The organism is Collimonas fungivorans Ter331 (genome assembly GCF_000221045.1).
Classification (GTDB): domain Bacteria; phylum Pseudomonadota; class Gammaproteobacteria; order Burkholderiales; family Burkholderiaceae_D; genus Collimonas; species Collimonas fungivorans_A.
In genome coordinates this window covers 2011849-2035822 of sequence record NC_015856.1, presented here as the reverse complement: position 1 = coordinate 2035822, position 23974 = coordinate 2011849, and the positions used below count along the sequence as shown (strand labels likewise).

The window sequence follows — 23974 nt, the reverse complement described above, 5'->3', positions numbered from 1 at the left end:
TCGGAAAAAGTGGTATGGCCTCCGCGTGCCCCGCCATGATTCCGGATGAGCCGCGGACGTTCTCTTTTTATCGATATTAATCTGTTTTGCATTTTATTTCCACAAGGAAACAAATGACTGTGAAGACAAATCGCCGGCGCTTCAAAGCCGATGCGATTTTCAGGCTGGCGCCGCACAGATTCTGAAGTGGTATGGTGGCGCTGGCAGATTTTTTAAACCACTTGACGCTCATTTTTCACGGCAGCATCCTCAGTCCCAGCTTTGGGAGTGTGCGCAAGCTGGTGGCGGCTCGCTCCTCTTACATCATCAATTGATCGAGGAGAGAGACATGAGAACAATCGTATCCAATACCCTGCTGCTGGGCCTGGCCGGCGCCATGCTGGCGGCCTGCAGCGACGGCGGTTCGTCCGGCGTTTCGAGCGCAAGCCTGCAGCAGGTTTCGGCCAAGGCCAGCGCCCCGGCTTGCGCCGCCGCCTGGGTTGCCAGCGCCATCTACACCGGCGGCAACAGCGCCAGCTACAGCAACGTCAACTACACCGCCAACTGGTGGACCCAAGGGAATAACCCGTCAACCGAAAGCGGCCCCATCGGCAGCGGCAAACCGTGGACGTCGGCCGGCGCCTGCGGCGACGCCGCACCGCCGGTTACTCCGCCGCCTGTCACGCCGCCTCCGGGCGCCACCACCGGAACCATCAATTTCCACCTGCTGCTGGGCGCAGGCTCGGCGCAGGACCAGCTGCTGCTGGACGGCGGCAACTACAACGACCTGATCATGTCGAACATCGTCGCCGGCGTCATGTATGGGCACCTGCTGCAGCAATACTATCCCGGCATGCAGTTCCAGAAAGACTACCTGTACGGTTCGATCCTGGGCCAGCTGCTGCAGGAGAACATCGCCACCGGCTTGTACGTCAGCAGCGGCAACCTGATCGACCCGTCGCCCGACCAGCAGGCGGTGATGGCCACCGGCCAGGGCGGTCCGTACCAGATCAACAATTACGCGGCCGACATGGTGTCGGGCTCCTATGCGCCGGCCGGCCATTCGCTGATCAACTACGTCGCCATCCAGAAAAACATCGGCTACACCATGGCCAACGCGGCCCAGCAGTACAGCAAGCCGACGCCGCCGTCGTTCAACAACAAGTATTACGGGCCGATGCTGACCGCCTACTTCCACTACAACGACTTTGTCGCCCTGATCGTCACCGGCAAGGGTATGGGCGGCTGGACCACGCCGTGGCAGCCGGATTACGACAATGCGCTGGTCAAGTTCACCAAGCTGCCGAACAACTTCCTGGATGTGCTGCTGAACGTTGCCTACAACCAGGGTTTCTACGGCACCCTGATGAGCAGCTACAGCAAGCTGGCGGCAACCGCTACCGCGTCGACCGTAACCAGCGTCAATGCCTACAGTTCGGTATGGGGTGCGACTGACACCTACAAGCAGTATCCGTATCAGGTGCGCTACTACCTCGACCAGCTATATGACAACCCGATCCCGACCACCAGCGCCACCACTTTCGTGACGCCCGCCAACCATGTCGCCTTCGGTGTCGCGGCGCTGGAAACCGTGTTCTCCAACGTCTTCCAGACTCTGGCGTATGTGAACGGCTCGGGGCAATCGGCCTATATTTCGGCGGCGCAGGCGCAGGCTGCGTTCAACAGCGCACTGGCCACGGCCGAGGTCGCCGCCGGCGCCACCCTGGACTTGAGCAATGCCGCCAACCGTGCGCAGATCTTCAGCGTCCTGGAAAAGGCGATCGGCAACCTGGAGACCAGCCTGAACACCAAGTTCAACGCCACCACCAGCGTCCAGCTGTAATCCTGGGGCGCCCCTGAGAGACGGGCCGGCAAGCGCCAGCCCGTCTGCCCCTGCAAGCGAGGAACAACTCAGAGCGGCGGCGGATTCGGCTGCAAGTACTCGCCGCCGGTCAGCTGCATCTGCATGCCGGCCGGGCCGCCGACCGCATGCGGCAAGGACGTGAGCAAGGAATTCGCAAAGTCTCCCTTGTATAGCTTGGAGCCCTGGTGGCTCAGGTTTGAGTTGGCATCGATGTAAATCGACTCGCCCAGTCCGGACCATAACCGGCAAAAACCATAGTCTTCCGACAGGTAGCGGCGGGTGACCGGATCGACCATGACATCAAAGAAACGGTAGTGCAGCCCCTGGTCGGCAATCCCGGCGGAGTCGGGTACGTAGTTCAGCTCGGGATAACTGGCGATCAGCCGCTCGAACACACTGCGCTTGATCACCATGAACCCGGTCGGTGCTTCTTCCATGCGCATGAAGCCGTCGGCCTGTACTTCCAGGTTGATCCGGTTGCTGTCGCCGGCAGCTTTTGCGTTCACTGTATACCGTGTGTATCCCGCCTCGAACTGCAGCTGGGTAGTGCCTGCCGGCAGGCCCTGCTGTGGCCAGTTTTCACGCTTGAGCGGATATACGCCGGCGGCGATATCGTAGCCGGAACGCAGCAAGCGGAATGCGGCTTCAGCGGAAAATCCGATGTCGGCGTCGATCCAGAATAGATGGGTCCATTGCGGGGACGCGAGAAAATCGGCGACGCAATTGTTGCGCGCACGCGTCACCAGGCTTTCCCCTTGGTGCATGACTACCTGCATGGGCATGCCGGCACGTTCGGCGTGAATAGTAAAATTCAATAAGGACATCACGTAGTTCTGGAAATATTTCCCGTCATGGCTAGGCGTCATGATTACCGGGAAAATATTCTTGAGGTCAACCGGTTCAGACATCTTCATTTTCCTTGTCGATTCACTCTTTAATGATTTTCGCTGCTGTTTACCAGGCCGCCACGCAACCATCGGTGCGCGGCTCGGTGCCGCCGCACAGCACGCCGTGGCGGTCGCGCCAGATGATCTGGCCGCGGCCGAAGCCGAGCTGGCTGGCCGACCACGAAGCTTCGTGCCCCAGCCCGCGCAAGCCGCGGAACAGGTGCTCGGCGTTGGTATGTTCGATGCTGACGTTATTGCCGCTTTCCCATTCCCAGCGCGGAGCATCGAGCGAGGATTGCGGATTGAGCGCGAAGTCCACCGTATTCATGACCATCTGCACATGTCCCTGCGGCTGCATGAACGCCCCCATCACGCCGAACGGGCCGACCGCCTTGCCGTCCTTGCTCAGGAACCCGGGAATGATGGTGTGGTAAGGCCGCTTGCCGGGCGCCAGGCAATTCGGATGTGCCGGCTCGAGCGTGAAATTGTTGCCGCGGTTATGCAAGGCGATGCCGGTTCCCGGCACCACCAGCCCGGAGCCGAAACCCATGTAGTTGCTCTGGATGAAGGACACCATATTGCCTTCATCGTCGGCGGTGCTCAGGTAAACGGTGCCGCCGCGCGCCGGCTGGCCAGGCAGCGGCAACACCGCACGCGGGCCGATCAGCTTGCGCCGTTCATCGGCATAAGCCTCCGACAGCAAATCTTCCACCGCGACCCGCATGTGGCCGTTGTCGGCGATGTGGGCCAGGCCGTCGGCATAAGCCAGCTTGATGGCTTCGATCTGGCGGTGATAGGTCAGCAAGGTATCGCGTTCGGCAAAGTCGAAGCCTTTCAGGATGTTCAGGGCCAGCAAGGCCACCAGGCCATGGCCGTTAGGCGGGATTTCCCATACCTGGTAGCCGCGGTAATTGCTGCTGATCGGCGCCACCCACTGCGGCTGATACGCCGCCAGGTCAGCGCTGTCCAGATAGCCGCCGGCGGCTTGCACACAAGCGGCGGTCTTTTCCGCCAGGGCGCCGCGATAGAAACTGGCGCCGTTGTCGGCGGCGATCGCGCCCAGCGTATCGGCATGGCCTGGCGCGCGCCAGATTTCACCTGCGCGCGGCGTCCGGCCGTCGACGCTGAAGGTGTCGAACCAGGATTGGAAATGGCTGCCCTTCAGCTCATCCCGAAATAGTTTGTAGGCCTGTTGCCAGGCAAACGCCACCATTGGCGATACCGGGTAACCCTCTTGCGCCAGCGCGATGGCGCCGGCCATGGAACGCTGCAGCGGCAGCTTGCCGAAGCGCTCTGCCATGCTGGCCCATGCTCCCGGCGCGCCGGGCACGGTGACCGGCAGGCCGCCGTATTTGGGCATGGTGCTGTGGCCGGCGGCGTGCAGCTTGTCGATCGTGATCGCCTGCGGCGCGGCGCCGCTGGCGTTCAAACCGTGCAACTCGTCCTTGTGCCAGATCAGCGCAAAGGCGTCGCCGCCTATGCCGTTGGCGGTCGGCTCGACCACGGTCAGCGCGGCGGCGGTGGCGATTGCGGCGTCGATGGCGTTGCCGCCGGCCTGCAGCACCGCCAGCCCGGCTTGGGCTGCCAGCGGCTGCGAAGTGGCGACCATGCCGCGCCTGGCGTAGACCGCGCTGCGGCGGGAAGCATAAGGATAATGATTGGGATCGAAGGTGAACATACGCTCTCTTATCGATAATGACGGCAGGTCAATGGCGCCCGCTGCAAGCATATCCCAAGAATAAACGGCCTGCCGGTTCCAGGCAACCGGCAATAAAAAAGCCGCGGCGAGCGGCTTGTTGCAATGTCTGGCGAACCTGCTCCCGCCGGCTGGCGGGTGCAGGTTTGGCAGCGGCTACTTACGAGCAATATCCTTGGCGACTTCCTTGGCGTCGCCCAGCGATTTCTCGATTTTCCCTTCGACCTGCTTTTGCAGGCCCTTAGCTTGCTGTTCTTTATTGCCCGCCAGTTTGCCTGCTCCTTCCTGGATTTTCCCGGCAATATCCTTGCTGGCGCCTTTGACCTGGTCCTTGTTCATGTTTAATTCTCCATTTGGTTGAGAAACCTGCTAGACCTGCCGCGTTTTCCCGCTAGAGAATCCACGGCAGCACGAAAAAATGAAAAAGCTGTTGCCGAGCCCGGATCAATGCACAAGCAGATAGATCACCACCAACACCACTGCCGGCACGCCAAGAAGCCAGGCCAATAAATATTTACCCATGACAGCTCTCCTTATGAATTATCTGGGGCAACCCGATATCCGTTGCCATGGCAGAATCTTAATCAGGGGCCGCTCGGCTCGCTATCAGCGGATTACCGATATCAGCGTAGGACACAAGGAAGAGCCGGCGCCGGCGGTCCGGACCGAGAGTCGCCGCAAACATGGATTTTCTATGTTAGTCAGCGCACAGATAAACGCCTGGCGCAGGGCTACAGTGGTCCAGACTTCCCTGCCCGCTTTTTCCGCTGCCAGCAGTTACATTAAACCGGCGAAGAACGCCGCAAAGAGTGTTACCTTTGTTTGAGCGCTCTCCCCCTGCATTGCATCATCCCCACTGAATTCAAGGAGTTGCCGAATGAGCTCAACGCTTCCCGCTTCCGCCCTCGACGATTTGTGCATCAATACCCTGCGCTTCCTGTCGGTCGACGCCGTACAGCAAGCCAACAGCGGCCATCCTGGATTGCCGCTGGGCGCGGCGCCGATGGCCTATGTGTTGTGGACACAGTTCCTCAAGCACCACCCCGCCGATCCGCACTGGTTCGACCGCGACCGTTTCGTCCTGTCGGCAGGCCACGGTTCGGCCTTGCTGTACAGCCTGCTGCATCTCAGCGGCTACGACCTGCCGCTGGAGCAGATCAAGCAGTTCCGCCAATGGGGCAGCCATACGCCTGGCCATCCGGAACGCGGCCTGACGCCTGGCGTCGAAGTCACCACCGGGCCGCTGGGCCAGGGGTTTGCCAACGGCGTCGGCATGGCGATGGCGGAAGCCAGCCTGGCTGCGCGCTACAACCGCGGCGACCTCGACATCGTCAATCATTTCACCTACGGCATAGTGAGCGACGGCGACCTGATGGAAGGCATCGCCTCGGAAGCCGCATCGCTGGCCGGCCACCTGCAGCTGGGCAAACTGATTTACCTGTACGACGACAACCGGGTGACGCTTTCCGCCGGCACAGACATCAGCTTCAGCGAAGACCGCGCGCAGCGCTTCGACGCCTACGGCTGGCACACGCAAACGGTAGAAGACGGCAACAACGTGGCGGCGATAGCGCGGGCGCTGGATGCGGCCCGCGGCGAAACCGGCAGGCCCTCGCTGATCCTGGTGCGCACTCACCTGGGTTTCGGTTCGCCCAACAAGCAAGACAGTTTCGAAGCCCACGGCTCGCCGCTCGGCGTAGAAGAACTGCGCCTGACCAAGCAGAAGCTGGGCTGGCCGGAGCAGCCCTCTTTCTATATTCCCGAAGCGGCCGCCGCGCATTTTCTTGAAGGCGGCCAACTGGGGCAAAAAGCCGAAGCGGCCTGGCAGGAGAAATTTTCCACCTACCAGCAGCAGTTTCCGCAGCTCGCGCTGGAACTGCAGCAGCTCATGGAAGGCGGCAAGGCAGGCCTGCCGCCAGGCTGGGACGCCGACATCCCGCAGTTCCCGGCGGACGCCAAGGGCATGGCGACACGGGTGGCGTCAGGCAAGGTCATGAATGCCATCGCCGCACATCTGCCGGCGCTGATCGGCGGCTCGGCAGACCTTGACCCGTCGACTTACAGCGCCTTGAAGGGTTTCGGAGATTTCGAGCCGGGCGGCATCATTGCCGGCGACCGCCAGGGTTCCGATGGCGGCGGCTGGAGTTACAGCGGCCGCAACCTGCACTTCGGCGTGCGTGAACATGCGATGGGCGCGATCATCAACGGCATGGCGGCGCACGGCGGCGCCTTGCCGTTCGGCGCCACCTTCCTGGTGTTTTCCGACTACATGCGGCCCTCTATCCGCCTTGCCGCCCTGATGGGCTTGCAGGTGGTGTACGTGTTTACCCATGACAGCATCGCCCTCGGCGAAGACGGCGGCACGCACCAGCCGGTGGAGCAGCTGGCCAGTCTGCGCGCGCTGCCCAACCTGATCGTGCTGCGCCCCGCCGACGCCAACGAAACGGCGGCGGCTTGGCGGGCGGCGGTGCAATCGTTTGAACGGCCGGTGGCGCTGGTGCTGACGCGGCAAAACGTTCCCACCCTGGACCGCACACGCTTTGCCGCAGCAGAAGAATTGCAGCGCGGCGCTTACATCCTGGCTGACGCCGCCAACGGCAAACCGGACCTGATCCTGATCGCCAGCGGCTCGGAAGTGGCGCTGATCGTGGCCGCCGGCCAGCATCTGGCGGAACAGGACATCCAGGCGCGGATTGTTTCGATGCCGAGCTGGGAACTGTTCGAGCAGCAGCCCCAGGCTTACCGCGACACGGTGCTGCCGCCCGCCATCGGCGCCAGGCTGGCGGTGGAAGCCGGCGTGGCGCAAGGCTGGCATCGTTATGTCGGCGCCCATGGCGACGTGCTGGCCGTGGATCGTTTCGGCGCCTCGGCATCGGGTGAACTGGTGATGCACGAATACGGTTTTACCGTCGCCAACGTCTGTCAGCGGGCATTGGCCCTATTGCGCACCTAGCCAGCCGCCGCTGAATCCGGCGCGCCGCAATCCGTTCGCGATATAAGGGCAATTGCGCATCAAGCTCCACAGCATTTCGCTGCGGTAGTTTTCTATCATCAAGATGATCGGCCCCTGGTCGATGCCGAAATGCCAGGGCGAGATCCAGCCGTAGGGGTTCGCGCTGTTACACGGATAGCTGGGGTTGAAGGTGGCCTTGAAACCATAGGGATTGCCGGTTTTCAGGCCGACCTGGTGCACAAAATAATCGATGGTCGGCAGCACGATTTCGGGTGCAAACGGCAGCGAGGCCACCACCACCCACGGTGCTATCGTGCCGTCGTCCGGGCCATGCGGCACGCCGCGCGCCACATAGTCGTAGAACTCGCGCTTGACGCCCTTGATCTCCAGCACCGAAGGCCCGGGGCCGTCGCTGGCGGTGATGCCCCAGCAATATTCACCGTAACCGGAAAAGCCGCCCGGATTGGCTATCGCATATTGCTGCTGCACCAGGGTGGCGCGGCGGCTGTTCTCGAAATAATCGATGCCTTTGGTGCGCATGGCGCCGTCCTGGATGCCGCGGAAATCCACCCAAATGTGCGACAGCTGATGCGTGAACAAGGAGCCGGCGTAGAAATAATCTATGCCATAGCTTTGCTGCCACTGATAGGCGAAGGCCCAGTCGCAATAACTGTCGGCCGGCAGCGGATGCGACGGCGAACCCAGCCCGAGGATATAAAGCAGCAGCGCTTCGTCGTAGCCGTCCCAGCGATTCGGCAAGAAGCCGGATTCCGGCTTCCATCCCATCGATACCGCACCGCCGCCGTCTTGCGCCCACTGCCAGTCGACGCGCAGATACAAGGCGTCGGCCAGGCGCCGGATCTCGCTTTCCTCGGCGTTGGCGGGGTCGTCAAAATAGCAGCCGGCAGCCAGGGCCCCGGCCAGGAAAAAAGTGGTGTCGATCGTAGACAGTTCGCATTGCCAGGCGCGGCGGCCTGTTTGCATATGCAGGAAGTGATAAAAAAAACCTTTGTAGCCGGTCGCATCCGGTTCCGGCCCCTGCGGACTGCTCCAGAAGAAGCGCAAGGTCAGCAGCACCCGCTTGCGCGCCGCCGCCCGGCCGATGAAACCGCGCTCGACCGCCACCGGATAAGCCGCCAGCGCCAGCCCGACAGCGGCAATGCTGGCGGGCCAGTCGGTCGCGGTCTTGTCGACCACCAACCCGTTTTCCAGGTTGGTTTCGTGCATGAAATAACTGAAGGATTCGCGCTGCAGCATGTCCAGTTCGGCTGCCGTTGTCAGCGCTTTCCGCTTCATGTGCCGGTTGCCGGCAACGCTTGCGGATTGCCTGCCAGGGTTGCATCGACGATCGCCTGCGCCTCCTGCACGATGCGCTGCAAGTGTTCTTCGCCGTGGAAACTCTCGGCGTAGATCTTGTAGATATCTTCCGTGCCCGACGGCCGCGCCGCGAACCAGCCGCCTTCGGTGACCACCTTCAATCCACCTATCGCAGCCTGGTTGCCCGGCGCCTTGCTGAGGATGTGCTGGATTTTCTCGCCGGCCAGTTCTGCGCATTGCACCTGCTGCGGCGACAGTGCCGACAACATCTTCTTCTGCGCCGGCGTAGCCTTGGCTTCGACCCTGGTGCTGACCGGATCGCCCAGTTCGGAGGCCAGCTTGCGATAGACTTCGCCCGGATCCCTGCCGCTGCGCGCGGTGATTTCCGCCGCCAGCAAGGCTGGCGCCAGTCCATCCTTGTCGGTGGTCCAGGCCGAGCCGTCCAGCCGCAGGAAAGTGGCGCCGGCGCTCTCTTCGCCGCCAAAACCGAGCGAGCCGTCATTCAGGCCGGCGGCGAACCATTTGAAGCCGGCCGGCACTTCATACAGCTCGCGGCCGAGCCTGGCGCTAACCCGGTCTATGAGCTGGCTGCTGACGATGGTCTTGCCTACCCGCGGCGCCTTCGACCAGAGCGGACGATGCTGGAACAGATAGTCGATCGCAACGGCGAGATAGTGGTTGGCCGGCAGCAGGCCGGCGCTCTTGGTGACGATGCCGTGGCGGTCATGGTCGGTATCGCAAGCGCAGGCGATGTCGTAACGATCCTTCATTCCCAGCAGCCGCTGCATCGCATAAGACGACGACGGATCCATGCGGATGCGGCCGTCCCAGTCCACGGTCATGAAACGGAAGGTCGGATCGACTTCGTCGCTGACCACGCTCAGGTTCAGCTTGTAGCGCTCGCCTATCCGTTGCCAGTAATGCACTCCGGCGCCGCCCAGCGGATCGACGCCGAGATGGATGCCGGCGCTGCGGATCGCTTCCATGTCGATCACCTGGTCGAGTTCGTTGACGTAGGTGTTCAGATAGTCGTAGCGATGGGTGGTTGGCAGCTGCAGCGCCTTTGCCACCGGCATTCTTTTGATGCCGCCGTTGCCGCCTTGCAGCAATTCATTGGCGGCCGCCTCGATCCAGCCGGTGACGTCGGTATCGGCCGCGCCGCCGTTGGGCGGGTTGTACTTGAAGCCGCCGTCCTGCGGCGGATTGTGCGAAGGCGTGACCACGATGCCATCGGCAAAGCCGCTGCTGCGGCCCTTGTTGTAACGCAGGATGGCGTGCGACACCGCCGGCGTCGGCGTGTATTCGTCGTTCTCCGCCAGCATCACTTCAACGCCGTTGGCGGCCAGCACCTCGAGCGCGCTGGCGCCGGCCGGAACCGACAAGGCATGGGTATCGATGCCGAGGAACAGCGGGCCGGTGATGCCCTGCTTGCTGCGATAGGCGCAAATGGCCTGGGTGATGGCCAGCACATGGGCTTCGTTGAAGCTGTTGTCGAAAGCCGATCCGCGATGCCCCGAAGTGCCGAACGCTACGCGCTGTTCCGGAACACCGGGGTCGGGAATGTTGGTGTAGTAGGCGGTGACCAGTTTCGGCACATCCACCAACAACGACAATGGGGCCGGTTTGCCGGCCAGGGGACTTATTTTCATGTTGCTTTTCCTGGGCAATGGTAAGTAATTTTGTGCATTGCCGCCATCAATCCTCCAGCTTTTTCTGCTGAGCAGGTTTTTCCACATGGCCGCCGAATCCTTGCCGCATCGCCGACAACACCTTGTCGGCAAAATCGCCTTCGCCGCGTGAACTGAAACGCGTGAAAAGCGCGGCGCTCAAGATCGGCACGGGCACTGCTTCATCGATGGCGGCGTTAATGGTCCAGCGTCCTTCGCCGGAATCCGAGACGCGACCGGCGTAGTGATCCAGCTTGGGGTCTTGCAGCAGCGCGCCGGCAGTGAGATCCAGCAGCCATGAGCCGATCACGCTGCCGCGCCGCCACAGTTCGGTGATCTCGGGCAGGTCGAGCTCGTACTGGTAGTGTTCGGGATTGCGCAGCGGCGTGGTTTCCGCATCCGCTTCGTGGCTGCGCTTGCCGACATTGGCGTTGCGCAGGATGTTCAAGCCCTCGGCGTAGGCGCCCATGATGCCGTACTCGATGCCGTTGTGGACCATCTTGACAAAATGTCCGGCGCCTTGCGGACCGCAGTGCAGGTAGCCCTGCTCGGCGCTGCTATCGGATGGTTGGCGGCCGGGCGTCGGGCTGGCGGCGCCGGCGCCGGGCGCCAGCGTGGCGAAGATCGGCGCCAGGTGTTGCACCGCTTCCTTGTCGCCGCCTATCATCAGGCAGTAGCCGCGGTCGTAGCCGGCCACGCCGCCGCTGGTGCCGACATCGACGTAATGGATGCCGCGCGCCTTGAGTTCGGCGCCGCGCCGGATATCGTCATGGTAATAAGAATTGCCGCCGTCGATCACGATGTCGCCGGCTTCCAGCAGCGGCGTCAGCAAGGCCAGGTTTTCGTCGACCACCGCGGCCGGCAGCATCAGCCACAGCACGCGCGGCTTGCTCAGCTTGCTGACCAGGTCTTGCAGCGAAGAGGCGCCGGTAGCGCCGGGATGCAACAGCGCCTGCACCGCTTGCGGATGGAGGTCATACACTACGCATTGATGGTCGCCCTTGGTCAGGCGCCTTACCATGTTGGCGCCCATGCGCCCCAGTCCAATCATCCCTAACTGCATCGTGTTTCTCCTTGCTGAATAATCTGTGCTGCAGAATCGTGAGCCTGCGAATTTCCGGTCTACCTTCAGGCGTCTTTTTTCCTGCCTTTTTCTATCATTGAAATGGCGAATGCGCGCGCCTCTGCTTCGGCCTCCTGCTCGGTATGGAAGACGGCGTCGACCACTACCCGCTGCGACGGAAAAATATCGTTTCTATGCATGGGATTGCTGGAAGGGCCGTAGATCGCCAGGTTGGCGGCCCAGTCTTCGCTATCGGGGAGCTGGATTCCGGAATATTCGATTTCATATTCACCAATTGTTTCGGTACGCATTGCGGTCTCCGGACGGTATATAAATAAGCGGCCAAACCGGCATTTGCTGGATTTTGTATTTTGGCACAGTATTGGCGCAACAAGCGCGGCGCTTCCGATCAGACCATATTTTGGCCAGAGCCGCCACTGTCAACCTCGACAGCAGAGCTGGGCGGCAGGTAGGGCCAGCGACCGGTTTTTGTACGCCAGCGCACAGACCTTGTGATCTTTCCCGATTATCTTGGTTCCACTCCCGGCGGGAAATAATTCCAGCATCGGGGGTCCTGTTGCAAGCCCTGCGCTCTTGCTTGCCAACCAGCCTGCCAACTTCTTTAGGAGCCAAGCATGAGCACCATCTTACTCGTCATCCTGATCCTCATCGTCATCGGCGCTTTGCCGAGCTGGCCGCACAGCCGCAACTGGGGTTACGGCCCCAGCGGCGTCACCGGCCTGATCGTCGTCATCCTGATTGTCCTGCTGCTCACCGGGCGAATTTGAAAATTGCCGCCGCAATAGAAAGGCGTGGCGCGATATGCGCCACGCCTTTCTATTTTTCCAGCCATGCGCGCAGTGCTGAGAGTTATCTCTTGGTCAGGACCAAGGCGGCCACAAATCCCACGCCGGCGGCCGTCGCTAATGCCCGCCACGGATTCTCTTTCACGTAACTTTCGGCAGAGTCCGTCATTTCCTGGCCGGCGACGCGGACGCTGGCCTGCGCTTCCTGGGCGGTAGCCACTGCCTTGTCGAGCAAGCGCATGCCGCGGTCGCGCATTTCCTCAGCCTTTTCCCCGGTCAGGTCGGCCGCGGCTAAAAACAAGGATTGCGCATCCTTGATCAGTTTTTTCACGTCATCGTTGACGGCTTTCAGATTTGATTCCAGCAAGATAATCTCCTCGAAGTAATATTAATAAAATGGCATCGATACGCAATCGCCCGGTCGGCGCGACTGTATGCGCTCAAGCCAGCAGATCGCGCATGTCGTCAGCGTGCTCTTCTTCCTTGGCCATGATGCCGACCAGCAGCAGGCGTGTGGTCGGATCGCTGTCGCCGATCCTTTCTATCATCTGGCGGTAGGCTTCGATCGCCACCCGTTCGGCGATCAGGTTAGCCTTGATCATGGCCTTGATGTCGTCCGCACCATCGTATTCCGCATGGCTGCGCTGCACCAGCGTATCCGGATTGAAGTCCGGCTTGCCATTGAGCTGCACGATGCGCTCCGCGATCTGGTCGGCATGGGCCTGCTCTTCCATTGCGTGTTCCAGGAATTCATCCTTGATCGATCCGTTTTGCAAACCGGCCGCGGTGTAGTAGTGCCGTTTATAGCGCAGCACACAGACCAGTTCGGTCGCCAGCGCATCGTTAAGCATGGCGACCACCTGCTCGCGGTCACCGCGGTAGCCTGCCGTCACCGCGCCGTCATCCATGTTCTTGGCGGCGGCCCGGATGGCCGCGGTGTCGATTGCCGCGGAAATGGGTTTTTTCGTTTCTGACATGGTTGCTCTCCATAACAGTGAGGGATGGGAAGGAATGTTCACTGTATGGCGTCGCCTGCTAAAAATCGGTGCGCTGACACACATAACGCGTGCTTTAGCTGCGCAGGATTTTGCCAATCCGCCAATACCCGTTCCGGCTTTGTTGGCTAGCACACAGACCCAATCGGCGTTATGTAATAGGCTGCGACAGCATAAGGGCGGATAGAAACTTCTTTTCTGACACAGTGATGGAGATAATGCGCAATGACGCATCCCGATGCTAAAAAAAGCTGGCTGCAAAAGCTGGGACCAGGGCTGATTACCGGCGCCGCGGATGACGATCCCAGCGGTATCGCGACCTATTCGCAGGCCGGTGCGCAATTCGGCTTCAATCTGCTATGGACGCTGTTCCTGACCTATCCGCTGATGGTCGGGATCCAGGTCGTCAGCGCCAAGATCGGCCGCGTCAGCGGCCATGGCTTGGCGACCAATATCCGCCGCCATTACCCGCCATGGCTGCTGTACGCCATCGTCGGCCTGCTGCTGCTTGCCAACACCATCAATATCGCGGCGGATGTCGCCGCCATGGGCGAAGCCTTGAAGCTGCTGGCAGGCGGCCCCGCCCATTTATATGCGCTGGGCTTCGGCCTGCTGTCGCTGCTGCTGCAGATTTTCATTCCCTACGACCGTTACGTTCGCATATTAAAATGGCTGACGCTGGCCTTGCTGGCCTATGTCGGCACCGCGTTCGTCGTGCATACGCCCTGGACCGAAGTCTTCGCAAAAACCGTCTGGCCGCAGCTGTCCTGGAAACCGGCATACATCACTACGGTGGTCGCGGTATTCGGCACCACCATCAGTCCCTATCTGTTTTTCTGGCAAGCCTCGCAGGAAGTGGAGGAGCAACAGTCCAGGTCCGGCGCCAAACCGTTGCGGGATGCTCCCAACCAGGCCAGCGCCAATTTCCGCCGGATCAAGATCGACACTATCATCGGCATGGGATTTTCCAATCTGGTCGCCTATTTCATCATGCTGACCACGGCGGTCACCCTCGGCCTGCACGGCGTCACGAATATCCAGAGTTCAGCGCAAGCAGCCTCGGCGCTGCGGCCGATCGCGGGCGAGTTCGCGTTCTGGCTGTTCAGCGCCGGCATCATCGGCACCGGCCTGCTGGCGGTCCCGGTGCTGGCCGGCTCCGCCGCCTATGCCATGGCAGGCGCATTCCACTGGAAAAACAGCCTGGAGCTAAAACCCGCAGCGGCCAAAAAATTCTACGGCATCATCGCCGTCTCGACCGCCGCCGGCGTGGTGCTCTGCTTCACTCCCATCGATCCGATCAAGGCCCTGTACTGGAGCGCGGTAATCAACGGCGTCATTTCGGTGCCCATCATGGTGGTCATGATGCTGATGGCGGCCCATCCCAAGATCATGGGACAGTTCGTGATTGACGCCAGGCTGAAGATATTGGGCTGGGTCTGCACCGGCGCCATGACGCTGGCCGTATTGACGATGTTCTGGACCCTGGGGAAATAAACCAGCCTCTCGGATTTTCACTATGTGCGGCAGCGCACTGAATTTTTCCGCCTGTTGACGTAGCCTGATCCGGCCGCTGCGACCTTAGCTGCAGCGGCCGGATCAGTAGCAGGTTGACATTAAAAAATATCCCGGGAAACTGTTAAGCTGTAATACGCAGGGGGTCCGCAGGAAATCAGTCCGCGGCGCATCAGTCCATACTCCTGCGGTCTCAATTTCTACCGTCCCCTGCCTCTTCTCCCAGCAAGGAGGTCCGGCCGGGCCAGAATCAGATCTCTGACTCTTGCACGCCATGCGATCCGGTTCTCTCCAGGTTCATTGCATAAATAGAAACGTCGGAATTGAAATCAAATAACGAACCACTGCGCGAATCATTACGCCGGGCATTTCGCGACAATATGCTCGACATCAAAAATGCCCTGCTGCCTGGCAGCCTGAGCAATGATCCGGCGAATGATGAATTGCCGTTGCGCGCGGAGCTGTTCAGCGCCCTGCAGATGGAACAGCACGGCCGGGTACTGGCCAACGCCCACAAGCTCAGCAGCGAACGCGGACGCGACCAGCTGCTGTCGCGCCTGGCCGACAATGAAAAAGTCATCATCGACGCCTGCAGCCTGCTGACCGAAGCGATCCGGGCCAGCCGCCAGGTGACGCCGGCGGCGGAATGGCTGCTCGACAATTTTTACCTGATCGAAGAACAGATCCGCACCGCCAAGCGGCACCTGCCGAAGAACTACAGCAGGGAATTGCCGCGCCTGCTGCGCGGCAGCTCGGCCGGCCGGCCGCGGGTCTATGACATTGCGCTGGAAACCATTTCCCACGGCGACGGCCGCGTCGATCCGGAAAGCCTGAGCCGCTTTGTGGCCGCCTACCAGCAGGTCACGCCCCTGAAACTGGGCGAATTGTGGGCGATTCCCATCATGCTGCGCCTGGCGCTGATCGAAAACCTGCGGCGCGTCGCCGCCCGCCTGGCGCTCACCAGTTTCAACCGCAACCTCGCCGATTCCTGGGCCGACGCCATGGTGGAAAGCGCCGAAAACGATCCCGGCAACCTGATCCTGCTGGTAGCCGACATGGCGCGTTCCGATCCGCCCATGGACAGTTCGTTCGTGGCCGAACTGGTGCGCCGCCTGCAAGGGCAAAGCCCGGCGCTGACGCTGCCCATGACCTGGCTGTCGCAGCGGCTGGCCGAATCCGGCCAGACCATCGAACAGCTGGTCCAGCTTGAAACGCAGCAGCAAGCCGCCGACCAGGTATCGATCAGCAACAGCATCGGCAGCCTGCGCTTCCTGAGCGCCATGGACTGGCGCGAATTTGTCGAAACCATGAGCGTGGTCGACCATACCTTGCGCAAGGACCCGGTCGACGTCTATGCCCGCATGGATTTTTCTACCCGCGACCACTACCGGCATGTGATCGAGAGAATCGCCCGCCACAGCAGCTTGTCGGAATTTGAAATCGCCGGGTACGCGGTCCGGCTCGCCGCCGCCCATGCCGCCCATGCCGCCCATGCCGCGCAAGACAGCAGCGACCAGCGCCGCGCGCATGTCGGCTATTACCTGATAGGCCAGGGACTGCCGCAGCTGGAGCAGGCCGTGGGGTTCAAGCTGTCGCCGCTGGAGGCGTTGCGGCGCGTGGGCAAGGCTGCGCCCTTGAGCTGCTACCTCGGCAGCATTGTGCTGATCACCCTCGCCGCCACCGCCGGCATTGCCTTCAAAGCTCATGCCGACGGCGCCAGCCACTGGCTGCTGGCCGTGGTTGCGGCGCTGGCCCTGGTTGCCAGCAGCCAGCTGGCGCACGCCATGGTCAACTGGCTAATTACCCTGGTCGCCATACCGCACCCGCTGCCGCGCATGGATTTTTCGGACGGCGTCCCGGCCGCATCGCGCACCCTGGTGGCGGTGCCTACGATATTGTCGAGCAAGCAGAACATCGACAGCCTGACGGAAGCCCTCGAGGTGCGCTTTCTCGCCAACCGCGACGTCAACCTGCGCTTTTGCCTGCTGACCGACTTCGCCGACGCCGAGGCGGAAATGCTGCCGGAAGACGCTCTCTTGCTGCAGCATATCGAACACAATATCGAGGAGCTGAACGGGAAATACCGCCAGGACCATGGCGACAATTTCCTGCTGCTGCACCGTCCGCGCCGCTGGAACCCGCTGGAAAAAACCTGGATGGGCTACGAACGCAAGCGCGGCAAGCTGGCTGACCTCAACGCCCTCCTGCGCGACGGCGCGGCCGACACCTTTTCGCTGATCGTCGGCGATATCGAAGACCTCGGCAATGTCAGGTACGTGATTACGCTCGACACCGACACCGAGCTGCCGCGCGATGCTGCCCGCCAGTTCGTGGCCACCATGGCGCATCCGCTGAACCGCGCACGGTACGACGCCAGCCGCCAGCGCGTGGTGGAAGGCTACGGCATCCTGCAGCCGCGCGTAGCAGTCAGCCTGCCCAGCGCCGGCGCTTCCTACTATGAACTGCTGTGCGGCGGCGAAACCGGCATCGACCCTTACACCCGCACCGTGTCCGACGTCTACCAGGACATCTTCGGCGAAGGTTCTTTCGTCGGCAAAGGCATCTACGATGTCGACGCCTTCGAACAAACCTTGAAAGATCGCATGCCGGAAAACCGCGTGCTCAGCCATGACTTGCTGGAAGGCTGTTATGCGCGCGCCGGCCTGCTCAGCGACGTCCAGCTGTACGAGCAGTATCCGTCGCGCTACAGCGCTGACGTCAGCCGCCGCCACCGCTGGATACGCGGCGACTGGCAGATCGCTTCCTGGCTACTGCCGCGGGTGCCGGGCGCACGCGATGCCGCCAGCGGCAAGATCGGCCATCATCGCAATCCGCTGTCCCCTTTGTCGCGCTGGAAACTGTTCGACAACCTGCGCCGCAGCGTCTTCCCTTTTGCGCTGACGGCGTTGCTGCTGAGCGGCTGGATCGGCCTGCCTTCGGCCTGGTTCTGGACCGCCGCAGCGCTCGGCATCTTGCTGATTCCCTCGCTCTGCGCCAGCATCCTGAGCCTGCTGCGCAAGCCGGACGACGTACTGCTGCGGCAGCATCTTTCGGCTTCGCTGCACGCGACCCTGCAGCATTTCGCCCACGCCGCGCTGACCCTGATTTTCCTGCCTTACGAAGCCGCGCTCAACCTCGACGCCATCGTCCGCACCCAATGGCGGATCCTGGTTTCGCACCGCAAGCTGCTGGAATGGCAGCCGTCCAGCGAGGCCGGCCGCCAAGCCAGCAACAGCTTGCTGTCCTACTACCGCTCGATGTGGATCGCGCCGGCGCTGGCGCTGGCCACCGCTGCCTGGCTGGTGATCAGCAATCCACCGGCCCTGCAGGCGGCCGCGCCCATCCTGCTGCTGTGGTGGCTGTCGCCGTTCATCGCCTACTGGATCAGCCAGCCGATTGCACGCCGCGCAGCGCAGCTGTCGCACGAGCAGACCCAGTTCCTGAAATCGCTGTCGCGCAAGATGTGGCTGTTTTTCGAAACCTATGTCGGCCCCGAAGACAACTGGCTGCCGCTCGACAATGTGCAAGAGCACCCGGTCGCCGTGGTGGCGCGCCGCACTTCGCCCACCAACATCGGCCTGTCGCTGCTGGCCAACCTGAGCGCCTGCGACTTCGGCTACATCCCGTCCGGCCAGCTGCTGGAGCGCACCCAGAACACTTTCCAGACGCTGGCCTCGCTGGAACGCTACCAGGGCCACTTCTACAACTGGTACGACACCCAATACCTGAAGCCGCTGCATCCGATCTACGTCTCGACCGTCGACAGCGGCAACCTTGCCGGCCACCTGCTGACCCTGCGGCCGGGCTTGAGCGAGCTGCTCGATACGCCAATATTCGAGGCGCGGGTATTTTCCGGCATCCGCGACACCTATGAAATCCTGCGCGACACCGCCGGCGGCGGGCCGCTGGCGAAACTGGTCCAGTTCGAAAAAGACCTGCAGGACGCCTGCGATTGTGCGCCGGCTACCTTGACCGTGGCGCACGATTGTCTGCAAGGCCTCAGCCATTGCGCCGCCGGTTTTGTCGCCGGCCTCGACACCGTGCCCGACACCCAGCTCAATGTCTGGGCGCGCGCGCTGGCCAGCCAGTGCCGCGAAGCCCTGAACGAGCTGGATATCCTGGCGCCCTGGATATCCGCGCTGGCACCGGCGGAATGGATCACAAAATTTCCCCAACTCGACCAGATCCCGACCCTGCGCCAGCTGGCCAAGACCCATGCCGACCTGGCGCCGCTGCTGGAACCAGGTTTGGCCGGCGCCGGCGATGCGCCCAACAGCGAAACCCTGGCTGCCCTCCGCCAGCTGGTGGCCGAAGGCAGCCGCCACGCCGCCGAACGCATGCTGCTGATCGAGCAGCTGGTGACCCAGGCCGGCGAGTTCGCCCGCATGGAATACGGCTTCCTGTACGATCCCGCCACCCATCTGCTGGCCATCGGCTATAACGTCAGCGAACGCCGGCGCGACGTCAGTTTCTACGACCTGTTGGCGTCCGAAGCCAGGCTCGCCACCTTCGTCGCCATCGCCCAGGGGCAAGTGCCGCAGGAAAGCTGGTTCGCGCTCGGACGCCAGCTCACCATCGCCGGCGGCGATCCGATCTTGCTGTCGTGGAGCGGATCGATGTTCGAATACCTGATGCCTTTGCTGGTCATGCCGAACTTTGAAAACACCCTGCTCGGCCAGACTTACGCATCGGCGGTAAAGCGGCAAATCGAATACGGCATGCAGCGCGGCGTGCCCTGGGGCATTTCGGAATCGGGCTACCATACCTTCGACGCCAGCCTCAACTATCAGTACCGTGCATTCGGCGTACCTGGCCTCGGCTTCAAGCGCGGGCTCGGCGACGACCTGGTGATTGCCCCCTATGCATCGATGATGGCGCTGATGGTGGCGCCGGAAGAAGCTTGCCGCAACCTGCAGCAGCTGTCGGCCGAAGGTTTCGAGGGCGAATACGGCTTCTTCGAAGCCATCGATTACACGCCGTCGCGCCTGCCGCGCGGACAAAGCAGCGTCGTCATCCGTTCTTTCATGGCGCATCACCAGGGCATGGGCTTCCTGTCGCTGGCCTACCTGCTGCTGGACCGCCCCATGCAAAAGCGCTTCGAATCGGATCCTTTGTTCCAGGCCACCATGTCGCTGCTGCACGAACGCGTGCCGAAAGCCAGCGCCACTTATTCCAACACCACGGAACTGGCCGATATCCGCACCGCCGTAGCCGACCAGGGCTTGCAGATGCGGGTATTGCAACGCCCCGATCCGCGCACCCCGGAAGTGCAACTGCTGTCGAACGGCCGCTATCACGTGATGATCACCAGCGCCGGCGGCAGCCGCAGCCGCTGGAACGATCTCGCCGTCACCCGCTGGCAGGAAGACAGCACGCGCGATAACTGGGGCACATTCTGTTACGTGCGCGAACTGAACGGCGGCGAACCCGGCCATTTCTGGTCGACCGCCTTCCAGCCGACGCTGGCGCAGCCGGACAGCTACGAAGTGATCTTCTCCGAAGGCCGCGCCGAATTCCGCCGGCGCGACAACAGCTTCGACCTGCATACCGAAATCGTGGTGTCGCAGGAAGACGACATCGAACTGCGCCGCACCCGCATCGTTAATCGCTCGCGCTCGCGGCGCACGATAGATATCACCAGCTACGCCGAAGTCGTGCTGGCCCCGGCCGCCGCCGACGCCACCCATCCGGCGTTCAGCAACCTGTTCGTGCAAACCGAAATCGTGGCGGCCCAGCGCGCCATCCTGTGCACGCGCCGGCCGCGTTCGATGAATGAAAAAATGCCATGGATGTTCCATCTGATGGCGCTGCACGGCGCCGACATCGATGCGGTGTCGTATGAAACCGACCGCATGCAGTTCATCGGCCGCGGCAATACCGTGACCGCGCCGCAAGCGATGCGCCGGCAAGGACCGCTGGCAAGCAACGCCGGCCCGGTGCTCGACCCTATCGTCGCCATCCGTTACCAGATCACGCTGGAAGCGGAACAGACAGCCACCATCGACATGGTGACCGGCATCGGCGATTCGCGCGACATCTGCCTCGGCCTGATCGAGAAGTACCAGGATCGCCACCTGGCGGACCGGGTGGTCGAACTATCCTGGCCGCATAGCCAGGTGGTGCTGCGCCAGCTCAACGCCAGCGAAGCCGACGCCCAGCTTTACAGCCGCCTGGCGAATTCGGTGATCTATGTCAATCCGCTGCTGCGCGCCGACGCCAGCGTCCTGATCCGCAACCATCGCGGACAGTCCGGCCTGTGGGGCTACGCCATTTCCGGCGACCTGCCGATCGTGCTGGTGCGCCTCAAGAGCCAGGAAAACATCGAACTGGTGCGGCAGCTGGTGCAAGCCCATGCCTATTGGCGTTCGAAAGGGCTGGCGGTCGACCTGGTGATCTGGAACGAAGACCATGCCGGTTACCGGCAGTTGCTGCAAGAGCAGATCATGGGGCTGATTTCATCGGTCACCGGCGCCCATGAAATCGACCGTCCGGGCGGCATTTTCGTGCGGCTGGTGGACCAGATCTCGGATGAAGACCGGGTCCTGTTCCAGTCGGTGGCGCGGGTCATCCTGAGCGACAGCCGCGGCACGCTGGCCGAACAGATCAACCGCCGCGACCTGATGGAAATCCGCCTGCCGCGCCTGATACCTGCATTGCGGCAGACGCTGCCCGCGGCGGCCCAGGAAATCCGGCTGCAAATCCAGCTACCACCGCGCGAACTGGACCTGGCGAACGGCCTCGGCGGTTTCACGGCCGACGGACGAGAATACGTCATCACCACCTCCGCCGCCCGGCTGACGCCGGCGCCCTGGGTCAACATCATCGCCAATCCGCAGTTCGGCAGCGTGATCTCGGAAAGCGGGCAAGCCTACAGCTGGGGTGAAAACGCCCACGAATTCCGGCTCACGCCGTGGGCCAACGATCCGGTCAGCGACGGCGGCGGCGAAGCGTTCTACTTGCGCGACGAAGAAAGCGGACATTACTGGTCTCCCACGCCGCTGCCAAGGCGCGGTAAAGGCGATTATGTGACGCGGCACGGCTTCGGCTACAGCGTGTTCGAACATATCGAGGATGGCATTGTTTCCGAGCTGACCGTGTATGTCGCGGCCGATGCCTCGGTCAAGTATTCGGTGCTGCGGGTACGCAACGAATCCGACGCCACGCGCAAACTGTCGGCCACCGGCTATGTCGAATGGGTGCTGGGCGACCTGCGTCCCAAGTCGGCCATGCACATCGTCACCGAAACCGACCCGGCCACCGGCGCCGTGTTTGCACGCAATCCCTACAATACCGAGTTCACCGACCGCACCGCGTTCTTCGATGTCGACGCCAGCAACCGCAGCGTCAGCGGCGACCGCAATGAATTCATCGGCCGCAACGGTTCCCTGCAAAAACCCGCGGCGATGGAACGGCTGCGCCTGTCCGGCAAGGTCGGCGCCGGCTTCGATCCTTGCGCCGCGATCCAGGTGCAGTTCGAACTGAACCAGGGCCAGCAGCGTGAAATCGTCTTCATCCTCGGCATGGCCGATACCCGTCAGACCAATGCCAGCGGCCTGGTGCAGCGCTATCGCGGCGCCACGGCGGCACATGAAGCGCTGCAAGCCGTGCACGCATTCTGGGAACGCACGCTGGGCACAGTCCAGGTCGACACGCCGGACCGTGAACTGAACCTGCTGGCCAACGGCTGGCTGATGTACCAGGTCATCGCCTGCCGCATGTGGGCGCGCAGCGGTTATTACCAGTCCGGCGGCGCTTTCGGTTTCCGCGACCAGCTGCAGGACGCCATGGCGCTGGTGCATTGCCAGCCGCAAATGCTGCGCGCGCACCTGCTGCTGTGCGCCGCCCACCAGTTCGTCGAAGGCGACGTCCAGCACTGGTGGCATCCGCCCACCGACCGCGGCGTACGCACGCATTGCTCCGACGACTACCTGTGGCTGCCGCTGGCGGTCCACCGCTATGTCAGCAGCACCGGCGACCATGCCGTGCTGGAGGAAAGCGCGCACTTCCTGGAAGGCCGCGCAGTCAATCCGGATGAAGATTCCTACTACGACTTGCCGGGTCATTCGAGCCAGGCCGCAACCTTGTACCAGCATTGCGTGCGCGCCATCGAGAGAGGCTTGAAATTCGGCGTGCACGGCTTGTCGCTGATGGGGTCGTGCGACTGGAACGACGGCATGGACAAGGTCGGCGACAAAGGCAAAGGTGAAAGCGTCTGGCTCAGCTTTTTCCTGTACGACGTGCTGACCAGCTTCGCCAAAATCGCGCTCGGCCAGCAAGACCAGGCGTTCGCCGACCGCTGCCAGGCCGAAGCCGGCCAGCTGCGGAAAAACATCGCCAAGAACGGCTGGGACGGCGGCTGGTACCGCCGCGCCTATTTCGACGACGGCACCCCGCTTGGCTCCGCCCAGAATGTCGAATGCCAGATCGATTCGATTTCGCAAAGCTGGGCGGTGCTGTCCGGCGCCGGCGACCCGCAACGGGTCCAGAGCGCGATGCAGGCCGTCGACCAGCGTCTGGTGCGGCGTAAAGACGGCATCATCCAGCTGCTCGACCCGCCGTTCGACAAATCCGACCAGGACCCCGGTTATATCCGCGGTTACGTTCCCGGCGTGCGCGAGAATGGCGGCCAGTATACGCATGCCGCCATCTGGACCGTGATGGCGTTCGCCAAGCTGGGCGACCAGCAACGCGCCTGGGAACTGATGCGCCTGATCAATCCGCTCAACCATGGCAAGACTGCCGAGAAAATCGCCACCTACAAGGTCGAGCCTTATGTCGTCGCCGCCGACGTCTACGCCGGAGCGCCGCACATCGGCCGTGGCGGCTGGACCTGGTACACCGGGTCGGCCGGCTGGATGTATCGCTTGATTGTAGAATCGCTGCTTGGTTTAAGGCTGGAGGGCGACAAGCTGCATGTCGCGCCATGCCTGCCGCACGACTGGGATACCTGTCGCATGGATTATCGCTACCGCGAGACCACGTACAGGATTGTCGTGACGCAAAGCGCCGCCGAGGATGCGGTCGCTCATTTCAAAGTCGACGGCGTGGCGCAGGAAGATGGCGCGGTCAATCTATTGGACGACAAGCGCGAACATGCGGTAGATATCCTGCTGCGCTCGCGGCCCGGCGCAACCGCAATGCCCCAGGCTTGATGCAAGCGAACAAGCGGTTCATCAATGCTCGCCGCCACACCGTTCGGTCCGGCCCGGCTTGGACAACAGCGGCTTTCGCGCCA

Annotated in this window: 14 protein-coding genes; 5 read left to right on the top strand and 9 right to left on the bottom strand. The window is 62.3% G+C overall.

The features are described 5' to 3' along the window. Window positions 1-328 precede the first annotated feature (328 nt). The gene (locus CFU_RS08950; protein WP_190275237.1) at window positions 329-1822 is read left to right on the top strand and encodes a chitin-binding protein; all 1494 of its coding nucleotides are present in this window, start codon (window positions 329-331) and stop codon (window positions 1820-1822) included. A gap of 68 nt (window positions 1823-1890) precedes the next feature. On the opposite strand, the gene CFU_RS08945 is transcribed toward CFU_RS08950, so the two are convergent. The 3 genes from CFU_RS08945 to CFU_RS08935 form a co-directional block, all read right to left on the bottom strand. Continuing rightward, complete coding sequence (locus tag CFU_RS08945; RefSeq protein ID WP_041743183.1) at window positions 1891-2751, bottom strand: hypothetical protein; 861 nt, start codon at window positions 2749-2751, stop codon at window positions 1891-1893. Window positions 2752-2797: 46 nt separating this feature from the next. Further along, a complete protein-coding gene (locus CFU_RS08940) occupies window positions 2798-4408 on the bottom strand; it encodes a gamma-glutamyltransferase family protein (RefSeq protein ID WP_041741601.1) in 1611 nt (536 codons plus the stop codon). A gap of 174 nt (window positions 4409-4582) precedes the next feature. After that, window positions 4583-4765: a CsbD family protein gene (locus CFU_RS08935; RefSeq protein WP_014005712.1), complete on the bottom strand. Its 183-nt coding sequence runs from the start codon at window positions 4763-4765 to the stop codon at window positions 4583-4585. Between the two features lie 538 nt (window positions 4766-5303). On the opposite strand from CFU_RS08935, the gene tkt reads away from it, so the two are divergent. Continuing rightward, window positions 5304-7379, top strand: a complete 2076-nt coding sequence (gene tkt, locus CFU_RS08925) for a transketolase (protein WP_014005711.1) — start codon at window positions 5304-5306, stop codon at window positions 7377-7379. On the opposite strand, the gene CFU_RS08920 is transcribed toward tkt, so the two are convergent. The 4 genes from CFU_RS08920 to CFU_RS08905 all read right to left on the bottom strand — a co-directional run bounded on the left by CFU_RS08920 (window position 7365) and on the right by CFU_RS08905 (window position 11737). Further along, window positions 7365-8675, bottom strand: coding sequence for a glucoamylase family protein (locus CFU_RS08920; RefSeq protein ID WP_014005710.1), 1311 nt, complete (start codon window positions 8673-8675; stop codon window positions 7365-7367). The genes tkt and CFU_RS08920 overlap by 15 nt on opposite strands. After that, window positions 8672-10345, bottom strand: a complete 1674-nt coding sequence (pgm, locus tag CFU_RS08915) for a phosphoglucomutase (alpha-D-glucose-1,6-bisphosphate-dependent) (protein ID WP_041741598.1) — start codon at window positions 10343-10345, stop codon at window positions 8672-8674. The genes CFU_RS08920 and pgm overlap by 4 nt, the downstream gene beginning before the upstream one ends. A gap of 46 nt (window positions 10346-10391) precedes the next feature. After that, window positions 10392-11426, bottom strand: a complete 1035-nt coding sequence (gene gnd, locus CFU_RS08910; RefSeq protein WP_014005708.1) for a phosphogluconate dehydrogenase (NAD(+)-dependent, decarboxylating) — start codon at window positions 11424-11426, stop codon at window positions 10392-10394. Between the two features lie 65 nt (window positions 11427-11491). Further along, window positions 11492-11737, bottom strand: coding sequence for a hypothetical protein (locus CFU_RS08905; protein ID WP_014005707.1), 246 nt, complete (start codon window positions 11735-11737; stop codon window positions 11492-11494). A 324-nt stretch (window positions 11738-12061) separates the two neighbouring features. On the opposite strand from CFU_RS08905, the gene CFU_RS23765 reads away from it, so the two are divergent. Beyond that, a complete protein-coding gene (locus tag CFU_RS23765) occupies window positions 12062-12214 on the top strand; it encodes a DUF3309 domain-containing protein (RefSeq protein ID WP_014005706.1) in 153 nt (50 codons plus the stop codon). 82 nt (window positions 12215-12296) lie between these two features. Here CFU_RS23765 and CFU_RS08895 read toward each other — a convergent pair whose 3' ends face one another. Next, window positions 12297-12599, bottom strand: a complete 303-nt coding sequence (locus CFU_RS08895) for a DUF883 family protein (RefSeq protein ID WP_014005705.1) — start codon at window positions 12597-12599, stop codon at window positions 12297-12299. A 73-nt stretch (window positions 12600-12672) separates the two neighbouring features. Beyond that, window positions 12673-13209, bottom strand: a complete 537-nt coding sequence (locus CFU_RS08890) for a ferritin-like domain-containing protein (RefSeq protein ID WP_041741596.1) — start codon at window positions 13207-13209, stop codon at window positions 12673-12675. Between the two features lie 243 nt (window positions 13210-13452). On the opposite strand from CFU_RS08890, the gene CFU_RS08885 reads away from it, so the two are divergent. Next, on the top strand, window positions 13453-14721 hold the full coding sequence (locus CFU_RS08885; RefSeq protein ID WP_014005703.1) for an NRAMP family divalent metal transporter: 1269 nt from the start codon (window positions 13453-13455) through the stop codon (window positions 14719-14721). Between the two features lie 398 nt (window positions 14722-15119). Beyond that, a complete protein-coding gene (locus tag CFU_RS08880; protein WP_041741594.1) occupies window positions 15120-23891 on the top strand; it encodes a GH36-type glycosyl hydrolase domain-containing protein in 8772 nt (2923 codons plus the stop codon). Window positions 23892-23974: the final 83 nt, after the last annotated feature.